At 64.5% G+C, this 24,760-nt stretch carries 24 protein-coding genes; 4 read left to right on the forward strand and 20 right to left on the reverse strand.

Annotated features, from left to right (window positions below; all coding sequences use genetic code 11):
• Positions 1-824: 824 nt before the first annotated feature.
• The 4 genes from OK351_RS13590 to OK351_RS13605 form a co-directional block, all read right to left on the reverse strand.
• Complete coding sequence (locus OK351_RS13590; RefSeq protein ID WP_265159882.1) at positions 825-1,010, reverse strand: hypothetical protein; 186 nt, start codon at positions 1,008-1,010, stop codon at positions 825-827.
• On the reverse strand, positions 1,000-1,131 hold the full coding sequence (locus OK351_RS13595) for a hypothetical protein (protein WP_265159885.1): 132 nt from the start codon (positions 1,129-1,131) through the stop codon (positions 1,000-1,002). The genes OK351_RS13590 and OK351_RS13595 overlap by 11 nt, the downstream gene beginning before the upstream one ends.
• Positions 1,131-1,478: a hypothetical protein gene (locus OK351_RS13600; RefSeq protein ID WP_265159888.1), complete on the reverse strand. Its 348-nt coding sequence runs from the start codon at positions 1,476-1,478 to the stop codon at positions 1,131-1,133. The genes OK351_RS13595 and OK351_RS13600 overlap by 1 nt, the downstream gene beginning before the upstream one ends.
• A 179-nt stretch (positions 1,479-1,657) precedes the next feature.
• Positions 1,658-2,440: a helix-turn-helix transcriptional regulator gene (locus OK351_RS13605; RefSeq protein WP_265159891.1), complete on the reverse strand. Its 783-nt coding sequence runs from the start codon at positions 2,438-2,440 to the stop codon at positions 1,658-1,660.
• A gap of 82 nt (positions 2,441-2,522) precedes the next feature.
• Between OK351_RS13605 and ilvD the strand changes: the two genes are divergently transcribed.
• Positions 2,523-4,451, forward strand: a complete 1,929-nt coding sequence (gene ilvD / locus OK351_RS13610; protein ID WP_265159893.1) for a dihydroxy-acid dehydratase — start codon at positions 2,523-2,525, stop codon at positions 4,449-4,451.
• Between the two features lie 984 nt (positions 4,452-5,435).
• On the opposite strand, the gene OK351_RS13615 is transcribed toward ilvD, so the two are convergent.
• Entirely contained in the window at positions 5,436-5,693 is a 258-nt protein-coding gene (locus tag OK351_RS13615) for a hypothetical protein (RefSeq protein WP_265159896.1), read from the reverse strand.
• On the reverse strand, positions 5,694-6,137 hold the full coding sequence (locus OK351_RS13620) for a hypothetical protein (protein WP_265159899.1): 444 nt from the start codon (positions 6,135-6,137) through the stop codon (positions 5,694-5,696).
• Between the two features lie 637 nt (positions 6,138-6,774).
• On the opposite strand from OK351_RS13620, the gene OK351_RS13625 reads away from it, so the two are divergent.
• On the forward strand, positions 6,775-7,437 hold the full coding sequence (locus OK351_RS13625) for a phosphoribosyltransferase (protein WP_265159901.1): 663 nt from the start codon (positions 6,775-6,777) through the stop codon (positions 7,435-7,437).
• A gap of 36 nt (positions 7,438-7,473) precedes the next feature.
• Here the strand turns inward: OK351_RS13625 and OK351_RS13630 are convergent, their stop codons facing one another.
• From OK351_RS13630 to OK351_RS13655, 6 genes are all read right to left on the reverse strand, one after another.
• The gene (locus OK351_RS13630) at positions 7,474-8,940 is read right to left on the reverse strand and encodes an MFS transporter (protein ID WP_265159903.1); all 1,467 of its coding nucleotides are present in this window, start codon (positions 8,938-8,940) and stop codon (positions 7,474-7,476) included.
• Between the two features lie 739 nt (positions 8,941-9,679).
• Entirely contained in the window at positions 9,680-11,470 is a 1,791-nt protein-coding gene (locus OK351_RS13635; protein WP_265159906.1) for an alpha/beta hydrolase family protein, read from the reverse strand.
• A gap of 195 nt (positions 11,471-11,665) precedes the next feature.
• The gene (locus tag OK351_RS13640) at positions 11,666-12,643 is read right to left on the reverse strand and encodes an HAAS signaling domain-containing protein (RefSeq protein ID WP_265159909.1); all 978 of its coding nucleotides are present in this window, start codon (positions 12,641-12,643) and stop codon (positions 11,666-11,668) included.
• Positions 12,644-12,728: 85 nt separating this feature from the next.
• Positions 12,729-13,649 carry a sugar ABC transporter permease gene (locus OK351_RS13645; protein ID WP_265159911.1) on the reverse strand — a complete coding sequence of 307 codons (921 nt, stop codon included), beginning with the start codon at positions 13,647-13,649 and terminating at the stop codon, positions 12,729-12,731.
• On the reverse strand, positions 13,649-15,232 hold the full coding sequence (locus OK351_RS13650; RefSeq protein WP_371931453.1) for an ABC transporter permease subunit: 1,584 nt from the start codon (positions 15,230-15,232) through the stop codon (positions 13,649-13,651). Before OK351_RS13650 ends, OK351_RS13645 begins: the two co-directional genes overlap by 1 nt.
• Before the next feature lie 45 nt (positions 15,233-15,277).
• Positions 15,278-16,537, reverse strand: coding sequence for a sugar ABC transporter substrate-binding protein (locus tag OK351_RS13655; protein ID WP_265159917.1), 1,260 nt, complete (start codon positions 16,535-16,537; stop codon positions 15,278-15,280).
• Between the two features lie 248 nt (positions 16,538-16,785).
• Between OK351_RS13655 and OK351_RS13660 the strand changes: the two genes are divergently transcribed.
• Entirely contained in the window at positions 16,786-18,462 is a 1,677-nt protein-coding gene (locus OK351_RS13660; RefSeq protein ID WP_265159919.1) for a glycoside hydrolase family 13 protein, read from the forward strand.
• A 48-nt stretch (positions 18,463-18,510) separates the two neighbouring features.
• On the forward strand, positions 18,511-19,527 hold the full coding sequence (locus OK351_RS13665; RefSeq protein WP_371931456.1) for a LacI family DNA-binding transcriptional regulator: 1,017 nt from the start codon (positions 18,511-18,513) through the stop codon (positions 19,525-19,527).
• Here OK351_RS13665 and OK351_RS13670 read toward each other — a convergent pair.
• Genes OK351_RS13670 through OK351_RS13705 form a run of 8 tightly spaced genes read right to left on the reverse strand, consistent with a single transcriptional unit; the run spans position 19,524 to position 24,714 of the window.
• The gene (locus OK351_RS13670; RefSeq protein WP_265159924.1) at positions 19,524-20,042 is read right to left on the reverse strand and encodes a histidine-type phosphatase; all 519 of its coding nucleotides are present in this window, start codon (positions 20,040-20,042) and stop codon (positions 19,524-19,526) included. The genes OK351_RS13665 and OK351_RS13670 overlap by 4 nt on opposite strands.
• The gene (locus OK351_RS13675; RefSeq protein ID WP_265159926.1) at positions 19,966-20,283 is read right to left on the reverse strand and encodes a hypothetical protein; all 318 of its coding nucleotides are present in this window, start codon (positions 20,281-20,283) and stop codon (positions 19,966-19,968) included. The genes OK351_RS13670 and OK351_RS13675 overlap by 77 nt, the downstream gene beginning before the upstream one ends.
• A 39-nt stretch (positions 20,284-20,322) precedes the next feature.
• Positions 20,323-20,721 (reverse strand): hypothetical protein, encoded by a 399-nt coding sequence (locus OK351_RS13680; RefSeq protein ID WP_265159928.1) that lies wholly within the window; start codon positions 20,719-20,721, stop codon positions 20,323-20,325.
• Entirely contained in the window at positions 20,722-20,946 is a 225-nt protein-coding gene (locus tag OK351_RS13685) for a hypothetical protein (protein WP_265159930.1), read from the reverse strand.
• Between the two features lie 16 nt (positions 20,947-20,962).
• Positions 20,963-21,994 carry a LacI family DNA-binding transcriptional regulator gene (locus tag OK351_RS13690; RefSeq protein ID WP_265159933.1) on the reverse strand — a complete coding sequence of 344 codons (1,032 nt, stop codon included), beginning with the start codon at positions 21,992-21,994 and terminating at the stop codon, positions 20,963-20,965.
• Positions 21,991-22,860 carry an inositol monophosphatase family protein gene (locus OK351_RS13695; RefSeq protein ID WP_265159935.1) on the reverse strand — a complete coding sequence of 290 codons (870 nt, stop codon included), beginning with the start codon at positions 22,858-22,860 and terminating at the stop codon, positions 21,991-21,993. Before OK351_RS13695 ends, OK351_RS13690 begins: the two co-directional genes overlap by 4 nt.
• On the reverse strand, positions 22,847-23,623 hold the full coding sequence (locus tag OK351_RS13700) for an HAD family hydrolase (protein WP_265159938.1): 777 nt from the start codon (positions 23,621-23,623) through the stop codon (positions 22,847-22,849). The genes OK351_RS13695 and OK351_RS13700 overlap by 14 nt, the downstream gene beginning before the upstream one ends.
• A complete protein-coding gene (locus tag OK351_RS13705; RefSeq protein WP_265159940.1) occupies positions 23,620-24,714 on the reverse strand; it encodes an ABC transporter ATP-binding protein in 1,095 nt (364 codons plus the stop codon). The genes OK351_RS13700 and OK351_RS13705 overlap by 4 nt, the downstream gene beginning before the upstream one ends.
• Positions 24,715-24,760 lie beyond the last annotated feature (46 nt).

Raw genomic sequence — 24,760 nt, forward strand, 5'->3', positions numbered from 1 at the left:
CTTCCAGCACGGAAGCTGCCGCTCATTTCCACCCAGTACGGAAGCATCGCGCGCTATTGGGCACCGATGATGACAAACCACAGCAGGTTCCTGTCCTCCTCCACCCAAGTATTCTGCGGATACCGCAGACAACAACGCTTTGCATAACTTGTTTCAACCGATCGGGGCGATCAAGACGGATTCACGCGAACTAGTAGCGAAGAAACCATTCAACCGGGGCCAGACAGTCCCTGACGATCATGCCCCTGAGAACCCGTCGGTGCCATTGGCGTGCGGGTTCCCCGGGGCTGGCGGGAGCTGAGAGTCAGTCGCGATCCCTCAGACACGTACATCGCCGCGAGCAGGCACTGGGCGAAGATTTCGCCGACCTTCTCGACGCACGGTGGGTCGTTGGAGATCGTCAAACTCGTCAGTGCGTTGGGATTCGAGGTCGAATTCCGTCGAGACCCGGATCCCGGTGGACCTGGATGTACCACTGCCTGCAGCCATTTCAGCCTGCAATCCGCACCAAACCGGTCGTGAACAAGTAAGTCGAATGTGGCGTGTCATCCATCCTGCCCCAGCGGCGTTCGGAAAGCGTGAATAGCAGTTCGTCGCCGTCGGTGCAAAACGTCCGACCACCGTGGCTGTGTCCTTCTTGGGCATCCCTCGACGCAGGAACGGATCATGCGTGGGCACAAGGTGAGGACTCGGCAGAATTTCGATTGCAGGTTCACTACGTCACTTGTTTTGCGTCGGTCCGAATACTTCGTCCGTCGGTCTCACCAAGCATTCAGACCGATGCATCACGGCACACAACCAGGACTCCAGGTAGGGACCCAACTTCAGCCCTGTCGCCGTGCGGTTTGGCGCGCACTGCGTGCCAAAAGCTCCTTGGCCTGGGGTTCACCGTATTTCTTCTCGTACTTTCGAATGATCTGCGTAGCCAGCTGCTTTTCGAAGTCAGAAATTGGTTCGGCTTTACCTGAAGCGATTCGTTCGCTCAGGATGCCAGCCTTCCTAGTCTTCACGTTTATCTCCTGCCTTTCCTTCATTATCCTCGACGTTGCCATCTCCGTCGATATCATCTGCAGCAACACCAACCACGACATTCAATAGAAGTTCATCTGCAGTCTTGCTATGTTTCCCCATCAGGGAAGAATTGATGCGAGCCCGATGGCACGTTCCGTGCTCGCATCGGAAAGCGCAAGGTTAAGCGACCATTCGGCTTGCTTCCAGAATGCGTCTGCTTCGGCATTCGTCCTGGCCACCGTCGCACTATGAATCGCTGCGGCATAAGCAAGGCTCGCTGCGATGACCGCGAAGATCCCCGCTGCAGGAGGTCCGGACCAAAACGCTCGCCAGAATGGATCATCCAGAATAAACGGTGGGAGCACTCGGGCCAGGATGAACCCGACCGTGAACATGAGTAAGACCAACATTGCTGGTCTAGTGGCATAAGCGGCAACGTTTCGAACCAGGGCCTTGAGCTGTTCCATGTCATCGTTCCCCATCTGGGCCTGTCAGCGCATTCGTCGGCCGATGGTCCTCTATGTTCAATGAGCGATACTTGGAATTTAGCGCATGGAACCGACAGTATCTTCACGCAAGATGGGTTGTTCCGCGCATGCCACCCTTCGGTTCTCCTTCCAGCAGCGTCGTGGAGGCGGCATTCCGACTAGTCCAGCGGCGCGTAGATCAGCAGCGTCAGATCCGGGGCCTCGGCCGGGGCCAGGTTGTGCTGTTCATAGCGGGTCAGCCCCTTGACCGGGTGGCGGAACAGCCGCTCGCGGGTGCGGAATCCGGCCACATCACGTTCATTCCAGATCGCCGCGAATTCATCTGATGCCTCCGAGACCCGGGCCACGATGCCGCTGTCCCCCGCGGGGGACAGCCAACTACGGGTTTCGGCACGGAAGCTGCCGACAAAACTGCGGCTCTGTTCCTCCCAGTCCGGAAGCATCTGACGCAATTGGGCATCGGTGAACACCAGCCAAAGCAGGTTCCGGTCCTGCTGAGGCACGGAAGTGATCCGCGGATACAGCTGCTCATAGGCCTGGTTCCACCCGATGACGGCCCAATCCGCGGCCAGCAGGAACGCCGGGAAACCCAGGGCATCCAGCAGCCGCTGCAGGGCCGGGGTCATCCCGCTGGAGCGGGCCGGGGCGATCTCCCCATGGCCACCCAGGGCCAGCAGGTAGGTGGTTTCCACCGGGGAAAGCCGGAACAGCCCGGCCAGCGCCTGCAGCACCTGCCGTGAGGGGTTGATATCCCGGGCCTGTTCCAGCCACGTGTACCAGGTCACCGACACCCCGGCCAGGGTGGCGACCTCCTCGCGGCGCAGCCCGCGCACCCTGCCGCGCCCCACCTCAGGCAGGCCGTGGGCCGAGCGATCGGCCCGTGCCCGGCGGCTCTTGAGGAACTCCGCCAGTTCCGCCCGCCGCTGTTGCCCCGTGTCCATGGCGACCCCGCTTCCTGTTAGTACCAGTACTAGTATCAACGCCGTCTCGATTCCGCACCAAGATTTGTGATCTGATTATCCAATGACCACACTTCGTTCACATACCGTTACCCATGGCCGCAATATGGCCGGTGCCCGCGCCCTGTTCCGTGCCGCAGGGGTGAACGGCGCGGATCTTGGCCGCAAGCCGATCATCGCCGTCGCCAACAGCTTCACCGAATTCGTTCCCGGCCACACCCACCTGCAGCCGGTGGGACGCATCGTCTCCGACGCGATCACCGAAGCTGGTGGCATCCCCCGCGAATTCAACACCATCGCCGTGGATGACGGCATCGCCATGGGCCATGGCGGCATGCTCTACTCGCTGCCCAGCCGCGATTTGATCGCCGATTCGGTTGAGTACATGGTCAACGCCCACTGTGCCGATGCGTTGATCTGCATTTCCAACTGCGACAAGATCACCCCGGGCATGCTCATGGCCGCACTGCGCCTGAACATCCCCACGGTGTTCGTTTCCGGCGGCCCCATGGAATCGGGCCGCGCCACCCTGGTGGACGGCACCGTGCGCACCCTGGACCTGGTGGATGCCATCTCCGAGGCGGTCAACGAGAACGTCTCCGACGCGGATCTGCTGCGCATCGAGGAAGCGGCCTGCCCCACCTGCGGTTCCTGCTCTGGCATGTTCACCGCCAACTCGATGAACTGCCTGACCGAAGCCATGGGCCTGGCGCTGCCGGGCAACGGCTCCACCCTGGCCACCCATACCGCCCGCAAGGCACTCTACGAGAACGCTGGCAAGCTGGTCGTGGACATCTCCAACCGCCACTACGGCCAGAACGACGACACGGTGCTGCCACGCAGCATCGCCACCGAGGCCGCCTTCGGCAACGCCATGGCCCTGGATATCGCCATGGGCGGCTCGACCAACACCATCCTTCACCTGCTGGCCGCGGCCCGCGAGGCCGAAGTCCAGTTCGGCCTGGATGAGATCGACGCGGTCTCCCGCCGCGTGCCGTGTCTGGCCAAGGTGGCCCCGAACGCCGCCGGCAACGGGAAGACCTACTACATGGAGGATGTCCACCGCGCCGGCGGCATCCCGGCGATCCTCGGCGAATTGCGCCGCGGCAGCCTGCTGGACGAGAACGTGCACACCGTACACGCCAAGACCATCGGCGCATGGCTTGACGAATGGGATATCCGTGGCGGTAAGGCCAGCGAGGAATCCCTGGCCCTGTGGCACGCCGCTCCCGGTGGCGTACGCTCCTCCACCGCCTTCTCCCAGTCCGCCCGCTGGGAGGATCTGGACACCGACGCCGCCGAAGGTTGCATCCGCTCGGTGGAGCACGCCTACTCCCAGGACGGCGGCCTGGCCGTGCTGCGTGGGAACATCGCCGTGGATGGCGCCGTGGTCAAGACCGCCGGCGTGGATCCCTCGATCTGGACCTTCAGCGGCCCGGCCGTGGTCTGCGAATCCCAGGACGAGGCCGTGGAGAAGATCCTGAACAAGAAGGTCACCGCCGGCGACGTGGTGGTCATCCGCTACGAGGGCCCCAAGGGCGGCCCGGGTATGCAGGAGATGCTCTACCCGACCTCGTTCCTCAAGGGCCGTGGCCTGGGCAAGGAATGCGCCCTGATCACCGACGGCCGCTTCTCCGGCGGCACCTCCGGACTGTCCATCGGGCACGTCTCCCCGGAGGCGGCCTCGGGCGGCATCATCGCCCTGGTCGAGGATGGGGACCTGATCTCCATCGACATCCCGACCCGTGAGCTGACCCTCAACGTTCCCGAGGAGGTGCTGGCCGAGCGCCGCGAACGCCTGCTGGCCACCACCGGCTACCGTCCGGCGAACCGCGAACGCGTGGTCTCCCCTGCCCTGCGCGCCTACGCCGCCATGGCCCTGTCGGCGGACAAGGGCGCCGTGCGCGACGTGGATCGTGTGGAACGCGCCCTGCGCGAGGCCGACGAGCGCGCAGCGGCCGCTGCCCGGACCGAGGCAACTGCCAAGGCCTGACCAACGCCAAGACGGGCCCCGGTGCCTCCACCTGCCGTGGAGGCTTCGGGGCCCTGCACATGCATCCCCGACTGGCGGCAGTCCACCGTCCCGTTGAAAAACCGTCGAAGAGCTGATGGTTCATTGAGTCCAGGGGTTTTCGAGCCGCGATCTGTAGATGCTCGGCCCTGGCGCGGAACTCAACTGATGCAGATCGTGGCCGTACCTCTCACAACCGAAGAGAGCTCTGCTCTGGGTGCGGTCGCTGAGCGTGAGGATCCATGCCAGCCCCCTCAACCACCGGGTGTTACCCGATTCCGTTATTCAGGTAGCTATCTGGCCACATCGCTAACTGCGGCTTGGGCCTTGGCGTCCGTCCTCATCTTGGGCGAGGTCACCCGAGTTGTGCTGGTGTTTCTGATTGGTTTCCTCAATCATTTCCGACAGGGTCTGCTACCGGCGCGTCACCGGAAAAGTGTGCTCTAACGCCCGGCAGAAACGGGGCCTTCCGTGCTTGTAGGGGCGATTTCATCCGGACCGTACGCACAGACAGCGGGCAAGCGCGGTCCGATCAGCCTTGCTCCCCGGCCAACAGGCCTTCGACCTTGAGCTTTCCACCACACCAACACTCATGCCCGAGGAACCCGCAGCAGTGCTCCAAACCGTCTTGGATTAACAACTGAGCACCGACCCCGCACCACCCGCTCCGCCGGCCCCCCTTCCTTACTACCGATAGGGGTCGCGGGCAACGCCACCATCACTCGCACCGGTTTACGGATCCTCTGGGACGCCCTGTCCGGCGTATACGACCAGTCCGATTTCAACGACCTGGACGATGAGACCTTCACTAATCTCGTATTGGCCCGCATCATCGGACCGGGCCCCAAGGACGACACCATCCGGGTGCTGAACAACCTCGGCGCCCGCCCCTGGGCACATCGGCGGCTATCAGTGCCCAGAACGATGCGTCGAACGGAATTACCAACAGGTTAGGCGTTTACCTTACTAGGTCGCGCGCTTGAGCAGCTCAGAGTCCTCTAGGCTGAGGAACACGTCAATCCGCGGGTCGTTCTTGTCGCCGAGTCGACGATTGAGATCTGCGACGGTTTTCGCTGCAGAAACCTTGTGCTTGTAGTAGGTGATTGGCTTCGGATCGGTCAGGCGCTTGCCAGCTGGAGAGATCATCACGTACAAACCCTTGCCAGCATCTTTCAAGGTCACCGTGGGGCGACCCTGTGGCTTTGACTTGGTTACTTTAACCATTTAGCCTCTCACCTCGCCTTCATCAGGTTCTTCCATACTACCTTCACCGGGGTCCTGGGATAAGAGGAAATCTTCCGGCATCCGCAAGTCGTCAACCGTCAGGTCATTGAGCACATTGCGGATCACAGACGCTTCCTGATCCCTGATTTTCCACATCTTCTTGTTGGCTTTCCTGGCTGCTCGGCGCTGCTTCCTGTCACCAACAGTGGGAAGTTCCTCGGGAACGATGGCCTGCAAGAGCTCCACCGAGGTCCGGCGCATCTGCTCGTCTGCGCTCCGGGACAAGTCCAGGGCATACTGCGCCCGTTTCCACCATTGGTCAGCGTGATCCACCTTCACTCTGAGCCGGAACGTGTTCAGACCGACGACGGCCACTCCAGCCGCGACCAACAGAGTGAGCAGAGGGAGATAGTGCATCACCACATCCAGCACGCTGACAACCACATCCCCTGCCTTGCGCAGGAAATCGAGAACTGCCGCACCCCATTCTCCAGGTCTTATCCAATCCATTCGGACAGCATAACCTTTAGCCGGGAGATTCCAGATCGCAGCATGCGGCCGGCAAGAATGCTCCTGGCGGCCTCGTGCAGTTCATCAACGCTGAAAGTCCGGCCGATCTCATCGCTCACCGAACAGGCAACTCCCATGGGTTCCGACATGCAACCTGCTAGGTATTCAACACCCTGCCAGTGCGCGCGCAGGTTGGTCTCCTCGGCGTCCGTCCTCACCGTGGGTGAGGCCATCTGGGGTGTACCGGTGCTTCTGGCTGCTCTCCTCGATCACTCCTGCCGAGCCCTGCAGTGGAAAACGCAGCAGCATGGTCCTGAACATCAAGCGTTTTGGATCCGCGCACACTCCCGGAGGAACTCGCACCACTGGAAACCGCTGCCGAACAAGCCCTGCTCCCCGGGGCAACCGGCCTTCGATCTTGGACTTTCCACCCCACCAGCGCCAAAGCCCGAGGAGCCCGGATCAGCGACCCAACCCGTGGTCCCCACGCGGTTGCCCAACACGTGGGCGACTAGGCAAATTCATGTGCCGACCTCTTTTATCCCGGCCCGCAATCGGCAAGACTGGGAGTATGACGAAACGGGCACACCAGGGATTCAAGAACCGCGAGCAGGCCGGTGCCTCACTGGGGCTGGCCCTGGCCACCGACCTGCCGGCCGGCGAATACGTCGTGCTGGGACTCTTGCGTGGCGGTGTGCCCATTGCCGCCGAAGTCGCCCGTGCCCTCGGCTCCTCCCTGGGTGCACTGGCAGTACGCAAGCTCGGTGTTCCCAACAACCCCGAGCTGGCCATCGGTGCCCTGGCAACCTACCATGGGCAGACCGCGCGGGTACTGAACGAAGAACTCCATCGCCGGGTCAGCAGGAGCTTCGGTCCCGGCCCGTTGGAGGACGCGGAAATCGAAACCCACGAGGCGCTGGAGGAGCTGGCCGGGAAATTCGCCGACTACGCACCGGAGCTGGAAGGACGCATCGTGGTGGTCTGCGATGACGGGCTAGCGACCGGGGCCACGATGAAAGCTGGTCTGGAACTGGCCCGCCGGTTCAAGCCGTCCCTGCTCATCTCCGCCATACCGGTCGCCCCACCGGAGGAACTCGAAGAGCTCTCCAGCTACGCGGACCGCACCTTTGCGTTGGTGCGGCCACGTGAGTTCACCGCGGTCGGTGCCTACTACGAGGACTTCGCAGCCGTCGAGGAAGACCAAGTGCTGGAGCTCTTGCGCACCATTACCTGAGCCAACGGCCTCAAGTCGCTTGTGACGTTCGAATGTTCAGTGTCCAAGGACGTCGGCGATCTCGTGTCCCTTCCGTTGATCGATGATCGCCACGACCAGGGTCAGCACCACCATCACCGTGATGGCTACGAAGCCCACGGTCATCGCCGTGTGCCAGGCGCCCGTGGCGTGCTGCGTGGCGTAGAAGATTGCGGTGATCACCGCAATGCCCACTGCGGTGCCTATACGCTGCGAGGTCTGCATGAGGCCTCCGGCGCTGCCCGAGTTGGCCACCGGGACATCCATCAGGGTCAGGGCTTGGTTCGGTGAGATGATCGCACCCTGCGCCAACCCGATAAAGCTCAGCGTCAGCAGCAACCACCAGATGCTCAAGAAGCCACCGGCGTGCAGTTCCACCACCGCCATCGTGGTCAATAGCCCTGCCAAGGCGCTGATGATCCCCCAGATGACCAGTTTGCGTCCCAGCTGAACCACGTATTTGCCGGCCATATGCGAGCTCCACGCCGAGACGAGGGCTGCCGGCAGACCGATCAAGCCCGCCTCCAACGGGCTCAGCCCCTGGCCTTGCTGCACGTACACGGCTACCAGCACCCAGACACTGGTCACCCCCATGAAGTAGAGCCCGGCAATGATATTCCCCAGGGTGAAGGAACGGATCTTGAACAGTTCCAGGTCCACCATCGGTTCCCTGCCCCGGTTCTTGTAGCTCTTCTCCCAGAGGATCCAGGCACCAAGCAATGCCATGGATCCGGGCAACAGCCACCAGGCCCAGGGGGTCTCGCGGGCCACCACGAAGGGCAACATCAACGCGAGGATACTCAGCCCCAACATCAGGCAACCCACCGGATCCAGATCCACGGCGGGACGTTTGGGCTTGACGTTGCCCCTGCCCTGCGTGGTGGCAGCCGGTTCAGTGAAACTGCGGTGCAACAGCGGGCGGGGAAGCCAGCGGATGGCCAGCAGGATCGCCAGCAGCCCGATCGGGACGTTCACCAGGAAGGTGGAGCGCCACCCCAGGTTCTCGCCGAGGCCCTGCACCAGGAATCCACCCAGCACCGGGCCGATCGCCACCGAGAAACCGACCACTGTACCCAGGGCCCCGTAGGCACGTCCCCGCTCGGCCCCGTGGAAATGCTGCTGGATCATGCCCAGCACCTGCGGGTTCAGCAGGCCCGAACCAAGCCCCTGGATGAAGCGGGCAGCGTTCAGACTGGTGGCATCCGGCGCGAAGCCGGCCATCACCGAGGCCAGGGTGAAGATCACCAAGCCGGTGAGGAAAATGACCCCGCGGCCGAATACGTCCCCGGCCCGACCGGCGGCCACCAGCACCACGCCGAAGGTCAACGCGTATCCGGAAAGTACCCACTGGATATCCGATTCGGTGGCACCCAGGGTGTTCTGGATCGCCGGCAACACCACATTGACGATACTTACGCCAATCAGCGACATGAACATCGTGGCCAGCAGCACGATCAGCATCTTCCACCGGGCGGCCGAAGACATTGGCTCCGATCCGGATCCCCCGCGCTTTTCCATGAATTCCCTTCACCCGCACGTCACAAGGCACACCAAAAGATGCCACCCCTAGACGGAAGGCTATCGGATAATCGATGGTTTGGAGCTACAAGGCACAACCTACAGACTCATCGGCGGAGTTTGCCGACCAACAGGCGAGTTTTTGCCAATCGCCCTTGGCCAGCGCGACCCCGCTGGGTGTACCTTTCCGAGACCTCCGGTCAGACCGGAATTCGCGAGTAGAAGCCTGCTGAACGCTATACCTCTGGGTTGTCGCGGAGACAGAGTCGGCCGGCTGGTTCAGGGTGTGGCCGTTGTCCGGCACTCGCGCCAGGCCAGCAAGGAATTCCACAGTCCTGAGAGTTGTTCATTCTCCTGTCTTTTAGCCAAGGATCCCCTGGGTGTTAGCCCGCGGATGGTGAGGGCGTTGCGGTGGTCCCGGCAGATTTACATTCTGGACTACCGAATTAGCCTTTACATGAGCGCGCCGTACCACACCGAGCAAAGCTTGTGAGGCTTTGTCCGACGCCAGCTTTGTCGCCCGGATCTTCTCGTGCTTTCGCCACTCCCGTCAGGGATTACGCCGCGACTGTCGCGCCCAACGGCAGGTTCTTCGCGACACGGATCGTCGGCATGACCAAGCGATCCCGTTCCTTCTGCGGAGATTCGGTTCCCCGGCATCATCCCGCGAATGATTGGTAGGACTATATGGTCGGATAACGCCACCTTATTCGGTGTCGGGGTCTTCGCCGGGCTCCATTCCCTCAAGGCGTAGGAATTCCAAAGCCCGTTCTACGGCGGTAATCTTCTTCTTCAATTCGGCCAGACCCGCCGATGACCCGTCAGAATATTCATCAAGTCGCTCGTACTCGCGCCGCACCTGGATCTCGATTTCGACCAGTGTTTTCCATATGGACGGGTCAGGAGGAAGCCCTTGGTTCTTGCGCAGGATCGCCGCAGTGAGCATTCGTTCAATTACTGCCTCCATCGCCACCGCCGAGGTGCCGGGACTTGCAAGTCCGTAGGCGATACTGCCGCCGCCCACACCAACGAGTGAACCAGCCGTGATCAGCCCACCGACCATTCCACCCGGGCCAAAGGTAGCCAATGCACTGGTCAACACCGCTGCCCCTGCCAAACCGGGAGCCGCCGCCAAGGCAAGCCCACCGGTGGCTGCCACAAGAGCCACAGCGCCAAGTCCAACGACTCCCCATTTCTTCCAGTTGAGCGATCGACCTCCGTTGAGGACTTCGGTGGCCCGTTTCGCCGACTTGAAGACCTCTTCGCCAAACTTACTGGTCAGCCCATGTTCTGCTGTCAAGTCACGTAGCGCCTGTTCTTTGATATCCATTGACACCGTGATCTCAAACGGAGCAATGATGTTCTCCGACGCGATCCCGATCATTGGCTCGATGGCATCGTCGATTGCCAGGTAGGGGCCCGGAAACGGTTCGGGAACGTCAGCGTCCTGATCGGACAGGTCAAAGGCCAGCCTCGAGACAAAATGGGGCGTCGGTCGTCCTTCTCTTTCATTCCACCGCTGTAATCCATCGACGAGTGTCGCTTGCACTTGGCGCAATGCCCCGGAATAACGATCCTTCAAGTCGCCTTCAAGTCGTCCGTTAATCAGATGCGCATATCGAAGCGCCAGTAAGGCAATTCTTTCCGTTTCATTCGGTTGAACATCGAGCACATGGCTTACTTTGACGATTTCCTTGGACTTTGATCCGAATAGCGCGTACCCGACTGCCTCGGCCACTACTGGATCTGAGAAATAGGTCCTGGCTCGATGGGCGGATGGTCCGGGCTTGGATGTAATTCGATGATCGGTCATCCATGGAAATACGGAGCACACTCCACGGTGGGAGGCTACCGGATCCTGATCATTCCAGATATTGACCCACCACGACAGATGCGTCGGAGGGTCCTTCAAATCGCTTCCTAATTTCTCGACATCAAAGCTCCGATGGCCCAATGGACTGCCGATAGTCACCATCCCTACCACTTCGATGTCGCTGGGAAGACGAAGTAAAAGATCTGCGGCAATCACCGAACCGAGGCTGTGGCCGACAATCACTATGCGGCCCTTGGCCGGTATTCTCTTGAGAATCCGCGCCAGCACTCCAGCACGGATTCGTTCATTGCGCATGTAGTTCGAAGCCTGTGTAAAGAACTTCGTGGAAAAGGCAACGTCAATGATGCTTTCACCTAATGGCCAACCATTCCCACTATCGTGCCGGCCGAGTTTGAACTCCAGTCCGGCCATGCGATGCTCGAATTCGCGCCTGCAGAGTCCGGCTTCCGAACGTCGCGGTCGTTTATACGTGATTGGTGGGACTCCGTCGAATTCGTCAGCCCCTTTCAACGCATGTGCAAACTTGGGAACAATCAATTCCACGTCATCGAGCGACGGGTACTCTGCATCGACCAGCGACTGAGATAGCCGGTCCTTCCAATCGTTTTGCGGATCCCCGTCACCCACTCCATGTAAGAACAGCAGAATTGTCTTATTAGTCAACGCAAACCCCCATAGGTCTTACTGACCTGCCGAACTAAATCAAGTCACTCACAAAATTATGATCCGATTCTAACCAAGTCATAGGTAGTTTTGCTTCGTTCCGAAAATATTAAATGCCTTGGCTATATCCACGAGCGCAGTAGCTGGCGTTGCGGGGCACCTACGGTTTATCCCACATCCAGCCGCCTGCAACGGTCAGAGCAACGCCAACAAGTTCGCCGAACGGCGGTTCCACATGTTCCCGGCCAGCCCCAGGTGGCCAACAATAAACAGCACACCGCCGAGCAGGAACATCTCGGTGATCAGGTCCAGTGCCACCGCAGCGTAGACGATCGCGGCCAAGCCAACGGATATCAGAGCGATCTCGGCCCACCGCCAGCGCAGCAGATGCCCGATCGCTGGGGCCAGCAGCAGCCCCGGAAACGCCAGGGCCCAGAGCGGCCCGTCGGCCAGGATCGCCAGCGCGACCACGGCCAGAACCGCCACGACCACGATGGTCCCTACGGTTCGCCAAACCCATCCCGGCCGTCCCATGGCGTTGCGCATCATCACCGGCGGTACCAACACCTGGCTCCAGAGCAGCAGTATCGTCGGAAGCAGGAACAAGCCGATTCCGGCCCCGGCAAGCACGGCCACCACGCTCATCACCACGGCGCCCAGCAGTTGCAGCCAGGCCGCGGCCTTTCCCTGGATGATCAACGGTGTCAGGCTGAACAGGGCAGGCACCAGGCTCACCAGTACCGCCGGCATCAACGACAGGTTGATCCAGGCCGGATCGCCCGGAACCACATAACCGAAGGACAAGCTGCCCGAGAACCAGGCGCTGAAGTCCAGGCTCGTGGACATCACGGCGCCCGGAGCGAACAGCAGGATCGCCGCGGTCAACAGGGCGAAGGCGAAGATCGGCCAGGCCAGGATCCGGGTGAGGAAACGGTGTCCGCTGGAGACCTTGAGTGTCTCGGGCTGCACCTTGGCGAACTTGGCCGCATAGCTGTCCACCGGCCCCAACTGGGCGTAGATGTCCTCCACTCGCCGCCCACGGCGCGGAAGCTTGGCCAGCCGGGTCCGGGTATCGGCCAGGATCGCCGTGCGTTCGGCCCGGTTCAGCCCGGAGAGGGCCTCCTTGAGCTGTTCCAGGTAATCCCGGGCGGCTTGGGGCAGGCGTGCGGCCATGGACGGATCCTTCGTTCGGGTGGCACCTTCTTTCTCATGGTGCCATATGCCCCGCCCGGTGGCCTGCAGCGGTGCCCTGCGGGTTCTACTTCACCGATCCGGCGGTCAGCCCGCCGACAATGTACTTCTGCAGGAACAGGAACAGCGCCATGACCGGCAGGGCGGCGAGTACCGCTCCGGCGGCGAAGACCGACCAGTTCGAGGTGAATTCCTCCGAAACGTACTGGTACAGGCCCACGGCCAGGGTCTGGTTCTCCGGGGAGACCAGCACCACCGAGGCGATCACGAAATCACTGGTGGTGCCGATGAAGGACAGCAACCCGACCACGGCCAGGATCGGGGCGACCAGGCGCAGGATGATGGTGAAGAAGATCCTCGCGTGTCCGGCCCCGTCGATCTTGGCGGCCTCGTCGATCTCCACCGGCACGGTGTTGAAGAACCCGTACATCAGGTAGGTGTTCACCCCCAGCGCACCGCCGAGGTACACCATGATCAGCGCCAGCTGGTTATCGATCCCCAGCGCCGGGAAGACGTCCCCCAGGGTGGTGAGCAGGATGAAGATCGCCACCACGGCCAGCAGCTGCGGGAAGATCTGCACCACCAGCAGGCTGACCAGCCCGAAGCGGCGGCCCCGGAAACGCATCCGGGAGAAACTGTAGGCGGCCAGCGCACCGAGGAACACCGAGGCCGCCGCGGTGGTCAGACCGATGAACAGGGTATTGCCGAACCAGGCGGCGAAGGGCCGTTGCGGGTTGTCGAACAGCCTCACATAGCTGTCGAAGCCCACGGTGCTGAACAGCCCATTGGAGGAGAGCAGCGTACCGTTGGGGTTCAGCGAGGCGGAGAGCACGTAGAGCAGCGGGAAGGCCGCGTAGATCACCAGCGCCACCCCGATCAGGTGCCGCCAGCCGGTGCTGGCGAACCAGGTGGCGAAGCCACGGCGCTTGGCCGGCGGGATCCGCGGGGTATCGATCTCCGGGAGGGCGTCCAAGGGTAAACGAGACATCAGTTCAAATCCTCCAGGGCCTTGGTCTGCTTAAAGCTGATGATGCCGATGATGGCCACCACCACGAAGATGATGATCGAGAACGCGCTGGCCAGGCCGTAGTCGCGTTGCGCGCCTACGAAGGCGACCTTGTAGACCATTGAGATCAGGATGTCGGTGGCGCCCACATTCAGTCCGCTGGTTTCCAGCCGTGGACCGCCCTCGGTGAGCATGTAGATCACATTGAAGTTGTTGAAGTTGAAGGCGAAGGAGGAGATCAGCAGCGGGGCCACGGAGACCAGCAGCAAGGGCAGCTTGATCAGCCGGAAGATCGCCAGCGGCCCGGCCCCGTCGAGTTTGGCCGCCTCGGAGAGCTCCTCGGGAATCGACTGCAGCGCCCCGGTGCAGACCAGGAACATGTACGGGAAGCCCAGCCAGAGGTTCACCCAGAGCACCGAGAACTTCGCCAGCCAGGGGTCGGTGAGCCACGGGATCGAGGTGCCGCCGAAGAGCATCTGGTTCACGAACCCGAAGTCCCGGTTGAGCATGCCGGCCCAGACCAGCCCGCCCAGGAAGGCCGGGAAGGCGTAGGGCAGGATCGAGAGCACCCGGTAGATCTTGCGTCCGCGCATCCGCTGGTCGTTGAACACGATCGCCAGGAACAGGCCCAGGAAGAAGCTGGTGGCCACCGACAGGAACGCGAAGATGAAGGTCCAGGCGGTAACCGAGAGCAGCGAGGTGCGGATCGAGGGATCACTGACCGCCCGGGTGAAGTTGTCGAACCCCACGTTGATCGACCAGCCGGGCATCAGCTGCTGGCCGTTGGCGGCGGTGAAGGCCCCCACCCCGGTATCGGAGTACACCGTGCCGGTGCTGGTGTCGGTCATGGTATCCGCGGCCTCGTCCCAGATCAGGGTGGAGGTGTACGGGTAGGCGGTGCGCCCGTCGGTGGTGCGCAGGCTGCCCTCGGCAGGATCTTCGGACAGTGCCACCCGCAGCGAGGTGACCTCCTGCTGCCGGGCCAGCAGGTCGGCGAACCCCAGTTCGGTGTAGCCTTCCAGCTCGGCCGGGTCGGCCGGGGCCAGCGGGCTCTCGGACGTGCCCCAGAGCAGCTGTCCCTCGCGTTCGACCAGCAGCGCCAGATCGTCCCCGTCGGCCAGGATCCTTGCCGGGACCCCGGCCGAATCCGGCACCCGCTGCTGGGTGGCCTGCAGCAGCGACATGACCGCGTCGTCCTTGTCCGAGTTGTGCCCGGACCCGTAGTTGGTGAAGGCGATATAGCCGGTGTAGCCGATGACGAAGACCTGGAAGACCAGCAGGAACACGGTGCCCGGGATCAGGTACTTGGCCGGCAACCAGCCGCGCTTGAAGTACACCACGTTGATCACCAGGGTCAGCACCCCGGTCACCACCGCGATCAGGATCGAGTCGCGCACCAGCGCGGTGAACACCGCGAAGACCGCGGTGGCATCAAGTACCGCCAGCAGGGCGATCTTGGCCAGCAGCGCACCGGCGCCGGTCCCGGCCTGCCGGGCGAAGCGTTCGGCGGTGCGTTGGCGCGCGGTGTGCTTCGCCCCGGGCGCCTGCCTGGTTGTCATGGTCATCGGTTGTCCCTCATCGCTGCTGCTATCCCGGTGGTGTGCTGTTGCCTATTTGCCGATGGCGGCTTCGATATCGCCGGCCATCTGCTCCCAGCGTTCGGCCGGGTCGGCCTTGCCGGAGATGATATCGGCCTCCGCTACACCCCAGAACTCCCAGACCGCGGCCATTTCCGGCACGTTGGGCATCGGCACGCCGTTCTCGCCCACCTCGCCGAAGGCGGCGATGGTCTCATCGTCCTTGGCGGCCTCGAAGGCGGCGTTGTTCGCCGGCGGGCGGTTGCCCACCTCGTAGAGCTTGGTCTGCACCTGCTCGGTACCGATGTAGTTGGTCAGGAACTCGGTGGCGGCCAGCAGGTTCTCGGTCTTGGATGAGACGAAGAAGCCCTGCACGCCCACGAAGGGCTGGGCCGGCTCGCCGCCGGCACTCGGGATCGGGTCGATGGCCAGCTCGATACCGGCTTCCTGGGCCGCCTCGACATTCCACGGTCCGGTGATCAGGAACGGCGAATCCCCGGAAACGAACTTCTCCTTGGCGATATCCGCGTCGATGGAGGTCCTCAGGTTGCCCTCCTCCCCCTGTTCGGCCAGCCAGCTGGCGAATTCCAGCCCGCCGGCATTGCCCAGGGCCAGATCCGCGGCGTTGTACGCACCGTTGGCATCGGTGCCGAAGACCGGGGCCCCGAAGGAGGCCTGGAAGGGGTAGAGGTGGAACGGGTCCCCGGTTTCCGAGACCTGGACCAGGAACGGGAATTCGGCGCCGGACTCCTCGCCGGCCGCGATCATCTGCTCGTAGTCGGCCGGGGCCTCGGGTGCCAGGTCGGTATTGCGCAGCAGGGCCAGGTTCTCGGTGGAGTACGGCACCCCGTAGGACTTGCCGTCGTAGCTCATCGCGTCCACGGCCACCTGCTGGAAGTCCCCGGCGGTTTCGCCCAGTTCCACCGGCTGCACCACACCGTTGTTCACCAGGTTGCCCAGCCAGTCGTGGGCGCCGATAGTGATATCCGGGCCCTTGCCGGTGGGCACCTGGCGCAGGAAGTCCTCCTGGATCTTGGAGAAGTCCTTGGTCACCAGGTCCACGGCCACCCCGGAGGATTCCTCGAAGGACTTCGCCGCCTCGGTGAGCACCGGGGCCCGGTTGGCATCCACCCAGACGGTCAGGGTGGCGGAGGAGGCCGCGGCCTCGGACTCCTGCGCCGGGCTACTGGTGGATTCGGCCGGTGCGGTCGAACCGCCACAGGCGGTCAGGGCCAGCGCGGCAACGGCCGTCAGGGCCCCACTGGCAAGCAGTGAGCGGGTGGTGGGCTTCATGGGTGCGCCTTTCAGGACGGAGATCGATTCCACAAGCGGTGCCGCTCCCCCGCTGAACAGGGGGTGGAATTCGATCAAGAGCAATCTATCGAATGTAAGCGTTTCCAGAGTGACACAGATCATCTTATCTGGCAAGCAGATGCGAGAAATTACTCCCACTCCCCGAATGCTCACATCAAGGGCCGTCGGGAAATGCCGTTTCTATGCAAGCGTTTACAATTCTTCTGGAATCCCCTATCGTTACCGTCATGACCGATTCACCGCTGCTTGCTTCCACCGATACCGCCACCGCCGACCAGTGGTGGCGCACCTCAGTGATCTACCAGATCTACCCGCGCTCCTTCGCCGATGCCAACGGAGACGGAATGGGCGACCTGCCCGGCATCACCTCCCGGTTGGGTTCACTGGCCGACCTGGGTGTGGACGCCGTCTGGCTCTCCCCCTTCTTCACGTCCCCGCAACGCGACGCCGGCTACGACGTGGCCGACTACTGCGATGTGGATCCGCTCTTCGGCAGCCTGGCCGACTTCGATACCATGACCGCCAAGGCCCACGAGCTGGGCCTGCGGGTGATCATCGACCTGGTACCCAACCATTGCTCCGACCAGCACCCGTGGTTCCGCCAGGCCCTGGCCGCAGCCCCCGGCTCCCCCGAGCGCGACCGCTTCATCTTCCGCGACAGCCCCGAGCTGCCCAACAACTGGGAGTCGGTCTTCGGCGGGTCCATGTGGACCCGCACCACCAACCCCGATGGCAGCGACGGCCAGTGGTACCTGCACATCTTCGACTCCTCGCAACCGGATTTCAACTGGGACAATGCCGAGGTCCGGGCCATGTTCCGCGACGTTTTGCGGTTCTGGCTGGATCGCGGGGTGGACGGCTTCCGGGTGGATGTGGCCCACGGGCTGGTCAAGGCCGAGGGGTTGCCGGACTTCATCCCGGACCCGGCCGCCGCGTCGATGGGCGGCACCGAGGAACTGGCCCCCTGGTGGGGACAGGACGGTGTGCACGAGATCTACCGCGACTGGCGCCAGGTGCTTGATGGCTACCCGGGCCAGCGGGTGCTGTGCGCCGAGGCCTGGGTCAGCCCGCTGTCGCTGATGGCCCACTGGGTGCGCGCGGACGAGATGCACCAGGCCTTCAACTTCCCCTACCTCTCCTCGTCGTGGGATGCCACCGCCATCCGCGAGGTCATCAACGAATCGCTCAGCGCCTTCGGCGAGGTCGGGGCGCCAAGCACCTGGGTGCTGTCCAACCACGACGTGGTGCGCCACGCCACCCGGCTGGCGTTGAGTGCGGATAACCCGCAAGGTGACGGGATCGGGCCACGCACCCCCGACCTGCCCGATCCGGCCGTGGGGCTGCGCCGGGCCCGGGCGGCCAGCACGCTGATGCTCGCCCTGCCCGGCGGGGCCTACCTCTACCAGGGCGAGGAACTCGGTCTGCCCGAGGCCGTGGAACTACCCGACGAGGCACGGCAGGATCCCACCTGGTTCCGCACCGCGGGCGAACGCTACGGACGTGACGGCTGCCGGGTGCCGATCCCCTGGCAGGCGAACGCCCCGGCCTTCGGGTTCAACGAATCGGGCCGTTCCTGGTTGCCGCAGCCGCAGCAGTGGGCCGGCTACGCCCGGGATGTACAGCAGGCCCAGGCCGGCTCCACCCTGAACCTCTACCGTGATCTGTTGGCCCTGCGCCGCACCCACGGGCTGGGCGCCGGATCGGTGCAGTGGATCGAGACCGGCCACCGGGACCTGCTGGCCCTGCGCAACCGGGAGGTGGTCGTGGTGGCGAACTTCGCCAGCGAACCGGTGGATTTGCCGGCCGAACTGCACGGGTTGCCGGTACTGGTGGCCAGTGATGCCGCAACCACCACCACGGTGCTGCCCGGCGAGGCGGCCGCCTGGCTGGATGCCGGAAACTAGGATGGTATCGGACAGCAGCCGGACCGAGGCATGAAAAGGGGATCAACCGTGGCGGGAATCAAGGACGTGGCCGAACGCGCCGGGGTCTCGATCGCAACCGTCTCCCGGGCGCTGTCCGGGCGCGGGAACGTCTCGGCCTCCTCGCTGCAGCTGGTCCGCCAGGCCGCGGACGAGTTGGGGTATGTGGTCTCCTCCAGCGCCTCCGGGTTGGCCTCGGGACGCACCCGGAATATCGGGGTGCTGCTGCCCAGCATCAGCCACTGGTTCTACGCCCTGGTACTGGAGGGGATCTCCGCCGCCCTGCTGCGCGCGGGCTATGACACCACGCTCTACCAGCTGAGCAAGGACCGCGCCGAACGCGAAACCGTGTTCAGCGACTTCCTGCTGCGCCAGCGGGTCGACGCGGTGATCACCATCAGCGTGGAGTTGACCACCGAGGAACTGGCGGCCCTGCACGCGCTGGACAAGCCGCTGGTGGGGGTGGGCGGCCCGTTGCCCGGGGTCCCGACCCTCTACCTGGATGACGAACAGGTGGCCCAGCTGGCCACCGAGCACCTGCTGGATCTGGGGCACAGCCGCATCGCGCACCTGGGTGGCAGCCGGGAAACCGAGGCCGACTTCTCCCTGCCCACCCACCGGCGCACCGGCTACGAGCGCGCCCTGCGCCAAGCCGGCCTGGAACCGGATGCGACACTCTACCGCACCGCGGATTTCTCCATCGACGGCGCCCGCCAGGCGGCCCGCCAACTGCTGGGCACCCCCGGGCACCGGCCCACCGCGATCTTCGCGGCCAGTGACGAGATGGCCATCGGCGCGATCCTCGCCGCCGGGGAGCTGGGGCTGCAGGTGCCCGGCGACTTGTCAGTGGTTGGCATCGACGACCACCCGCTGGCCGAGGTGTTCAACCTGACCACCGTGCGCCAGCAGCCCCGCGAGCAGGGCGAGCAGGCCGTGGCGATGCTGCTGCGCACCATCGACGGGCGCGAGGAGGCCACCGGGCACCGCATCGGGCACCAGCTCATCGTGCGCGGCAGCACCCGGCGCGAGGCACCCCCCGCTTCCTAGCCTGCCTCCTGCCCGGCCGCCGCGGCCAGGCAGCGCTGCAATTCGGTATCCGCGTAGTAGAAGCTGCCCTCGGAGATCGGCCGGCAGTCGAAACCGACCGGGAACTGCTCCTGGTTGTATAGCATCCGCACGATGACCTCCCCGTCGCCATCGGCGAAGACATGCCACTGGATATTCGATCCCATGGGTGCGACCTGCGCTCCACGCCACTGGTTGGTGTCATAGGAGAATAGGGTGTCCGCATCCTGTTGCCGGGTGCGGCCGGGCAGCTGGAGCAGCGCGGCCAGCGCGATGATCTGCTCGGCGTGGGCGAACCGGACGTCCGCCGCCTGCCGGGTTTCACCACTGCGCACCCCCTGGACGGCAGCGAGCATGTCCGCCGGCAGGACCTGGGCCATCCGGTAGGTGGCCTGCTGCCCGGCCGGGCCCGGACCCTTTTCATGGAAGTCCTCGGCCTCCGAGACCCGGGAAAGCACCAGCGCGTCCTGGTCGGTCAGGAAGTCCGAGAAGTCCACTTGGTGCTCCTCGACCATGCCCCGGGGCGATGACATACAGTTCGTACAGGTACATGGCCGCGTCCACCACGCTGGACAGGTGCGTCTCTCCCTTGCCCCGGTCCACCAGGTCGATTTCCCCGGCCTCCAGGGTGGTGATGACCTCCGGGGTGAACGGGCATTCAAGTACCAGGATCGCGGTATCCCGGATCTCCGGATCCTCCCGGACCTGCCCCAGCACCGCGTGCAGGGCCGGATCCATATCCACATAGTCGTTGTTTTGCCTGTCGGTGTCGTGGAACTACAGAAGGTCCCTGTTTTCCTGCGGTTCGCCAAGCTGAGCGGCCAGCTCGGGGGTGGCCGCGATCAGGGCCCGCCGGAATCCCAGGGCGCTGTCCACCGCGCGTTCAACCCCCGAAGTCCCGATGTGCAGTGGCAGCCCGTCCGCTGCGGCCCGTTCGAACACCGGGCTCATCCGCTGATCGAGGCGCTCGGCCGTCTGGGCGTGTTCGCGCTCCCCCAGGACGCTGAGTTGGCCGTAGCCGACCCGGTCGTGCACCTCGGTGATCTGTGCCACCGCCTCACCGAAGCGTTCACCGGTGGGGGTCAGGGCCTGCCGTTCCCGGGCCAGCTCCCAGAGCTGGGTGCTCAGGTCATCGTACTTCTTGCTGGAGAGCAACCGCGACCCGTGGCGGGCCACCTACTCCACCATCGCAGGGTCGAATCCCTCGGGCACGGGCTGCAGAACCTCGGGGGCCGCACCGGGTTGGTAGGTGGCCTTGGTCCCCAAGGCCAGGCGGGCGGCGTCGTCCTGCTCGGGCGCGGGCTGGCCGCTGCCGGAGGGCGAGACGGTGGTGGGTACCGGCCAGTCCCAGAGCCGGCAGCCGCGGAAACCGGGTGCTGCGAGGGTGGTCCTGGTGTTCATTGGCTCCCTTGCGTGGTCAGTTGTGCGGTTGGCCGGTGGACGCGCGTTCGACCAGCTGCGGTGTATAGAATTCACGCACCGCCGTGGTGCGCCCTTCCCGGCGTTCGGTGATGGCGGCTACGGCCCGCTGCCCCATCAGGTACTGCGGCTGGTCGACACTGCTCAGGCTCGGGAAGAGGAACCTGGCCAGCCGAGTGTTGTCGTAGCCGATCACCTGCAGGTCCCCGGGGATGCGCAACCCGTGGTCGTGGGCCGCACGGATCACCTCGGCGGCGGTGAGGTCGTTGTTGCACAGCACCGCGTCGTAGCGGCCGGTTCCGACCAGTTCGGCCAGCTGCCGCTGCTGCCCGGGATCGAACTGCTCCACGGCCCAGGGAAGTCCGGCTGCCTGGCAGGCCAGCAGGACCCCCTCGGTGCGCGCCCGGCTGGTGGCACTGCGTGAACGGGTGAGGTAGGCAGGTCGCCGGCTGCCGGCGTTGATCAGGTGTTCGGTGGCCATCCTGGCCCCGGCCACATCATCGCTGGCGATGGTGTCAATCACCGGCGGCGGGTTGTCGACCTGGGTCAGCAGCACCGTGGGCACCTCGCCGCCGGCCCGTTCCAGCACCTCGCCGGGCACCCACGAGGAGACGATCACCAGCCCGTCCACGCGCAGTTCGATCATGGTGTCGATCTGCCGGCACAGTTCCAGGGCGGAGTGCCCGCCGTGACCGATGAGCACGCTGGCGTTGAGCGTTCGGGCCTGGTCCTCTACCCCGGCGACGATCTCCGTGTGGTGCTGGTTGCCGATCTCGTTGAGCACCACCCCGATCAGCCCGGAGACCCCGCGAACCAGCGAACGGGCCGCGGAATTCGGCCGGTAGCCCAACGCCCCGGCGGCCTGTTGCACCAGCAGCCGGCTGGGTCCGCTCACCCCCGCGTCCCCGCGCAGCGCGCGCGAGGCCAGCGACTTGGAGACCCCGGCGTGCCGGGCCACGTCGACGATGGTCGGGCGGCGGGCTTCGGCCTCCGGTTCCGGGCCGGGGGCATGCTGCGGTGTCCGGCTCATGCTCCCCGGCGCCGCCGTTCCAGGTTCCGCGCGAACTGGTCCAGTGCCGGGTAGTGTGCCCCGGGGCCTTCGGCCACGAAACCCGGGGCGTGATGGTCGGGACGGTCCGCGGCATCCTCGCCCAGCCAGAGCGGACGGTAGCTTCCCCCGGCCCGGCGCACGATCAGCGCCCCGGCGGCCACATCCCACGGGTTGACCGATCCGCCGAGGGCGCAGTCCGTCCAACCGGCGGCCACGTGGGCCAGGGTCAGCGCCCCGGATCCGGTACGCCGCAGCGAGGAGAAGGAGTCGATCAGCAAGCCCAGGTCCGCCAGCGCCTGCTGCCCATCGCAGGCCAGGTCGTTGGCCGTGGGGTAGCCGGTGATCATGGTGGCGGCCCCATCCGGTTGGGTCGCCCCGGTGCGCAGAGGCTGCCCGTCCAGCCAGGCCCCGGCATCGTCGGCGCTGAACAGGCGGTCGGCCATCGGGTCGTAGACCACCCCGGCGGCCAGCTGCCCGTTGATCTCCACCCCGAGGGACACGCAGAAGAACGCCAGCCCCTGGGCAAAGTTCGAGGTGCCGTCGATCGGGTCCACATACCAGGTCACGGCCGAGTCCCCGCCGCGGATCCCGCTTTCCTCTCCCACGATGCACCACCGCGGGTCGTGGTTGAGCAGGAACGGGACGATCAGGTCCTCCGCCGCCCTGTCATGCACCGTGACCAGGTCGTGGCGGTCGCGCTTGTAGTCGATCTCCATACGGCTGCGGAACACCGTGCGCAGGTAGTCCCCGGCCAGCAGGGCCGCTTGTTCGGCCACCGCACGCAGCTGCGCGGGACTCTGCGGCACCTCGGCCTGCGCCTCGGCCAGTGGTTCATGCACGTTCATGAATGCTCCTCATTTCGTTCAATAACTCTTCGGGTGTGTCCAGCACCAGGTCGGCGCTCACCGGCACCGTGAAGGGCCGCGGGGTGCTGCCCGGGGAGGGCATGAGCACATTCACCCCGATACCGGCCCGCACCCCGCACAGCACGTCACGGTCCAGGTGGTCCCCCACATACCAGCAATCGGCCACCTCCAGCCCCAGCGCAGCGGCTCCCTGTTCCAGGAAGTGCGGGTTGGGTTTGCGGATCCCGCATTCATCGGAATACAGTTCCGCGGCGAAGTAGCCATCCAGTGCGCGCTCGACCAGGTAGTCCCGGTGCACCTGCCCGCACATGGCGTTGGAGACGATCGCCACCGGCAGCTTGACCTGCCGGCACCAGATGAGCAGCTCTTCGATGCCTTCACGCAGCTCACGCTGTTCCTTGCGGTCGCTGATCAGGTAGCAGACCCGGGCAATGTGCGGCTCGATCGCCTCCCGGGCCGGTTGCGGCCAGTCCGCGGCGATGAAGTCCATGACGTAACTGCGCTGGTCCAGTTCCCGCGGATAGCGGGGGCGGGACATGGCGTTGCGCCACAGTCCGGCGGCCACCGCGCCGGCGGTGATATCCCCCAGCAGCCGCTCGCGTCCGACATCCGACACCCCGTCCAGCAGCCCGAGGATCTCGTCGGTGACCTGTTGTTGCCAGCCTTCGGGTTTGGTTGAGTTCACGATCACCCCGCCGAAATCCAGCAACAGTCCGCGGGGCAGGGAATCGGTGCGGCTCATGCGGCCACCTCCAGGGGTTGATGGCGCATTCCTGCGCGGTCGAACAGGTGGATGTGTTGGCTTGCGGCCCAGGCGGTGATCCGTTGGCCGCAGGTGACCTCGGGGCGTTGTTGGCTGGTGGCGAAGAACCTGCGGGTCCCGTCGCCCAGCTCGATGATCCAGGAACCCCCGGTGGGCAGCAGCGCGCTGACCTCCAGCTGCAGGTCCAGCGCGTCGGGACCGGCCAGTTGCGGCTGCAACCGCAGGTCCTCGGGGCGGATACCGGCCGAGGCGACATCCAGGCCCCGTGCCTCGAACCAGGATTCGATACGTTGCGCCGCCGCCCCGGGTTCGCCGCGTTCGAGGATGTTGATCGGCGGGTTGCCCATGAACTGGGCCACGAAGCGGTTGGCGGGGCGATTGTAGATTTCCAACGGGGTGCCAACCTGCTGGATCCGGCCCTGGTCCATGACCACGATCCGGGTGGCCAGGGTCATCGCCTCGAACTGGTCATGGGTGACGAAGACCATGGTGTTGCCGGTCTGCCGGTGCAGCCGCTGGAATTCGGCGCGCATCTCCAGGCGCAGCCGGGCATCCAGGTTGGACAGCGGTTCGTCCAGCAGCATGATCTGCGGCCGGGCCGCCAGCGTCCGGGCGATCGCGACCCGCTGTTGCTGCCCTCCGGAAAGCGCCGAGGGGTAGCGTTCGGCCAGTTCGGAGATCGCCAGGGTGGCCAGCGCCTCGTGGGCACGGTCCCGGCGTTCGGCCCTGGGCAGTTTCTGCACCGCCGGGCCGAACTCGACATTCTCGCGCACCGTCAGGTGGGGCCACAGGGCATAGTTCTGGAAGACCAGGCCCAACCCGCGGCGTTCGGCATCCAGCCGGGTGCCGGCTGCGACATCGTCCACCACGCGCTCGCCCAGGGTGATCCTTCCGGTATCCGGGTGCTCCAGCCCGGCGATCATGCGCAACGTGGTGGATTTGCCGCAGCCCGAGGGGCCCAGCAGGCAGAGGAACTCCCCCGGCTGGACCTCCAGGTCCACGCCGTCCACGCTCGGCCGCTCATTGCCGGGGTAGGTCTTGCCTACCCCTTCCAGGCTTATCCGCAGCATCGGTTGCCGGCTCCTTTCGGTTTGAGTGTTCGCTTGCGGTGCCTGG

The organism is Glutamicibacter sp. MNS18, from assembly GCF_026107515.2.
Taxonomy (GTDB): domain Bacteria; phylum Actinomycetota; class Actinomycetes; order Actinomycetales; family Micrococcaceae; genus Glutamicibacter.

Excerpts from the sequence above, each read along its gene's own strand:
- OK351_RS13595 (WP_265159885.1), bottom strand. The coding sequence starts at position 1,131 with ATGGGGAAACATAGCAAGACTGCAGATGAACTTCTATTGAATGTCGTG.
- OK351_RS13600 (WP_265159888.1), bottom strand. The coding sequence starts at position 1,478 with ATGGAACAGCTCAAGGCCCTGGTTCGAAACGTTGCCGCTTATGCCACT.
- OK351_RS13605 (WP_265159891.1), bottom strand. The coding sequence starts at position 2,440 with ATGGACACGGGGCAACAGCGGCGGGCGGAACTGGCGGAGTTCCTCAAG.
- ilvD (WP_265159893.1), top strand. The coding sequence starts at position 2,523 with ATGACCACACTTCGTTCACATACCGTTACCCATGGCCGCAATATGGCC.
- OK351_RS13615 (WP_265159896.1), bottom strand. The coding sequence starts at position 5,693 with ATGGTTAAAGTAACCAAGTCAAAGCCACAGGGTCGCCCCACGGTGACC.
- OK351_RS13625 (WP_265159901.1), top strand. The coding sequence starts at position 6,775 with ATGACGAAACGGGCACACCAGGGATTCAAGAACCGCGAGCAGGCCGGT.
- OK351_RS13630 (WP_265159903.1), bottom strand. The coding sequence starts at position 8,940 with ATGTCTTCGGCCGCCCGGTGGAAGATGCTGATCGTGCTGCTGGCCACG.
- OK351_RS13640 (WP_265159909.1), bottom strand. The coding sequence starts at position 12,643 with ATGGCCGCACGCCTGCCCCAAGCCGCCCGGGATTACCTGGAACAGCTC.
- OK351_RS13645 (WP_265159911.1), bottom strand. The coding sequence starts at position 13,649 with ATGTCTCGTTTACCCTTGGACGCCCTCCCGGAGATCGATACCCCGCGG.
- OK351_RS13650 (WP_371931453.1), bottom strand. The coding sequence starts at position 15,232 with ATGACCATGACAACCAGGCAGGCGCCCGGGGCGAAGCACACCGCGCGC.
- OK351_RS13655 (WP_265159917.1), bottom strand. The coding sequence starts at position 16,537 with ATGAAGCCCACCACCCGCTCACTGCTTGCCAGTGGGGCCCTGACGGCC.
- OK351_RS13660 (WP_265159919.1), top strand. The coding sequence starts at position 16,786 with ATGACCGATTCACCGCTGCTTGCTTCCACCGATACCGCCACCGCCGAC.
- OK351_RS13675 (WP_265159926.1), bottom strand. The coding sequence starts at position 20,283 with ATGGATCCGGCCCTGCACGCGGTGCTGGGGCAGGTCCGGGAGGATCCG.
- OK351_RS13685 (WP_265159930.1), bottom strand. The coding sequence starts at position 20,946 with ATGAACACCAGGACCACCCTCGCAGCACCCGGTTTCCGCGGCTGCCGG.
- OK351_RS13690 (WP_265159933.1), bottom strand. The coding sequence starts at position 21,994 with ATGAGCCGGACACCGCAGCATGCCCCCGGCCCGGAACCGGAGGCCGAA.
- OK351_RS13695 (WP_265159935.1), bottom strand. The coding sequence starts at position 22,860 with ATGAACGTGCATGAACCACTGGCCGAGGCGCAGGCCGAGGTGCCGCAG.
- OK351_RS13700 (WP_265159938.1), bottom strand. The coding sequence starts at position 23,623 with ATGAGCCGCACCGATTCCCTGCCCCGCGGACTGTTGCTGGATTTCGGC.
- OK351_RS13705 (WP_265159940.1), bottom strand. The coding sequence starts at position 24,714 with ATGCTGCGGATAAGCCTGGAAGGGGTAGGCAAGACCTACCCCGGCAAT.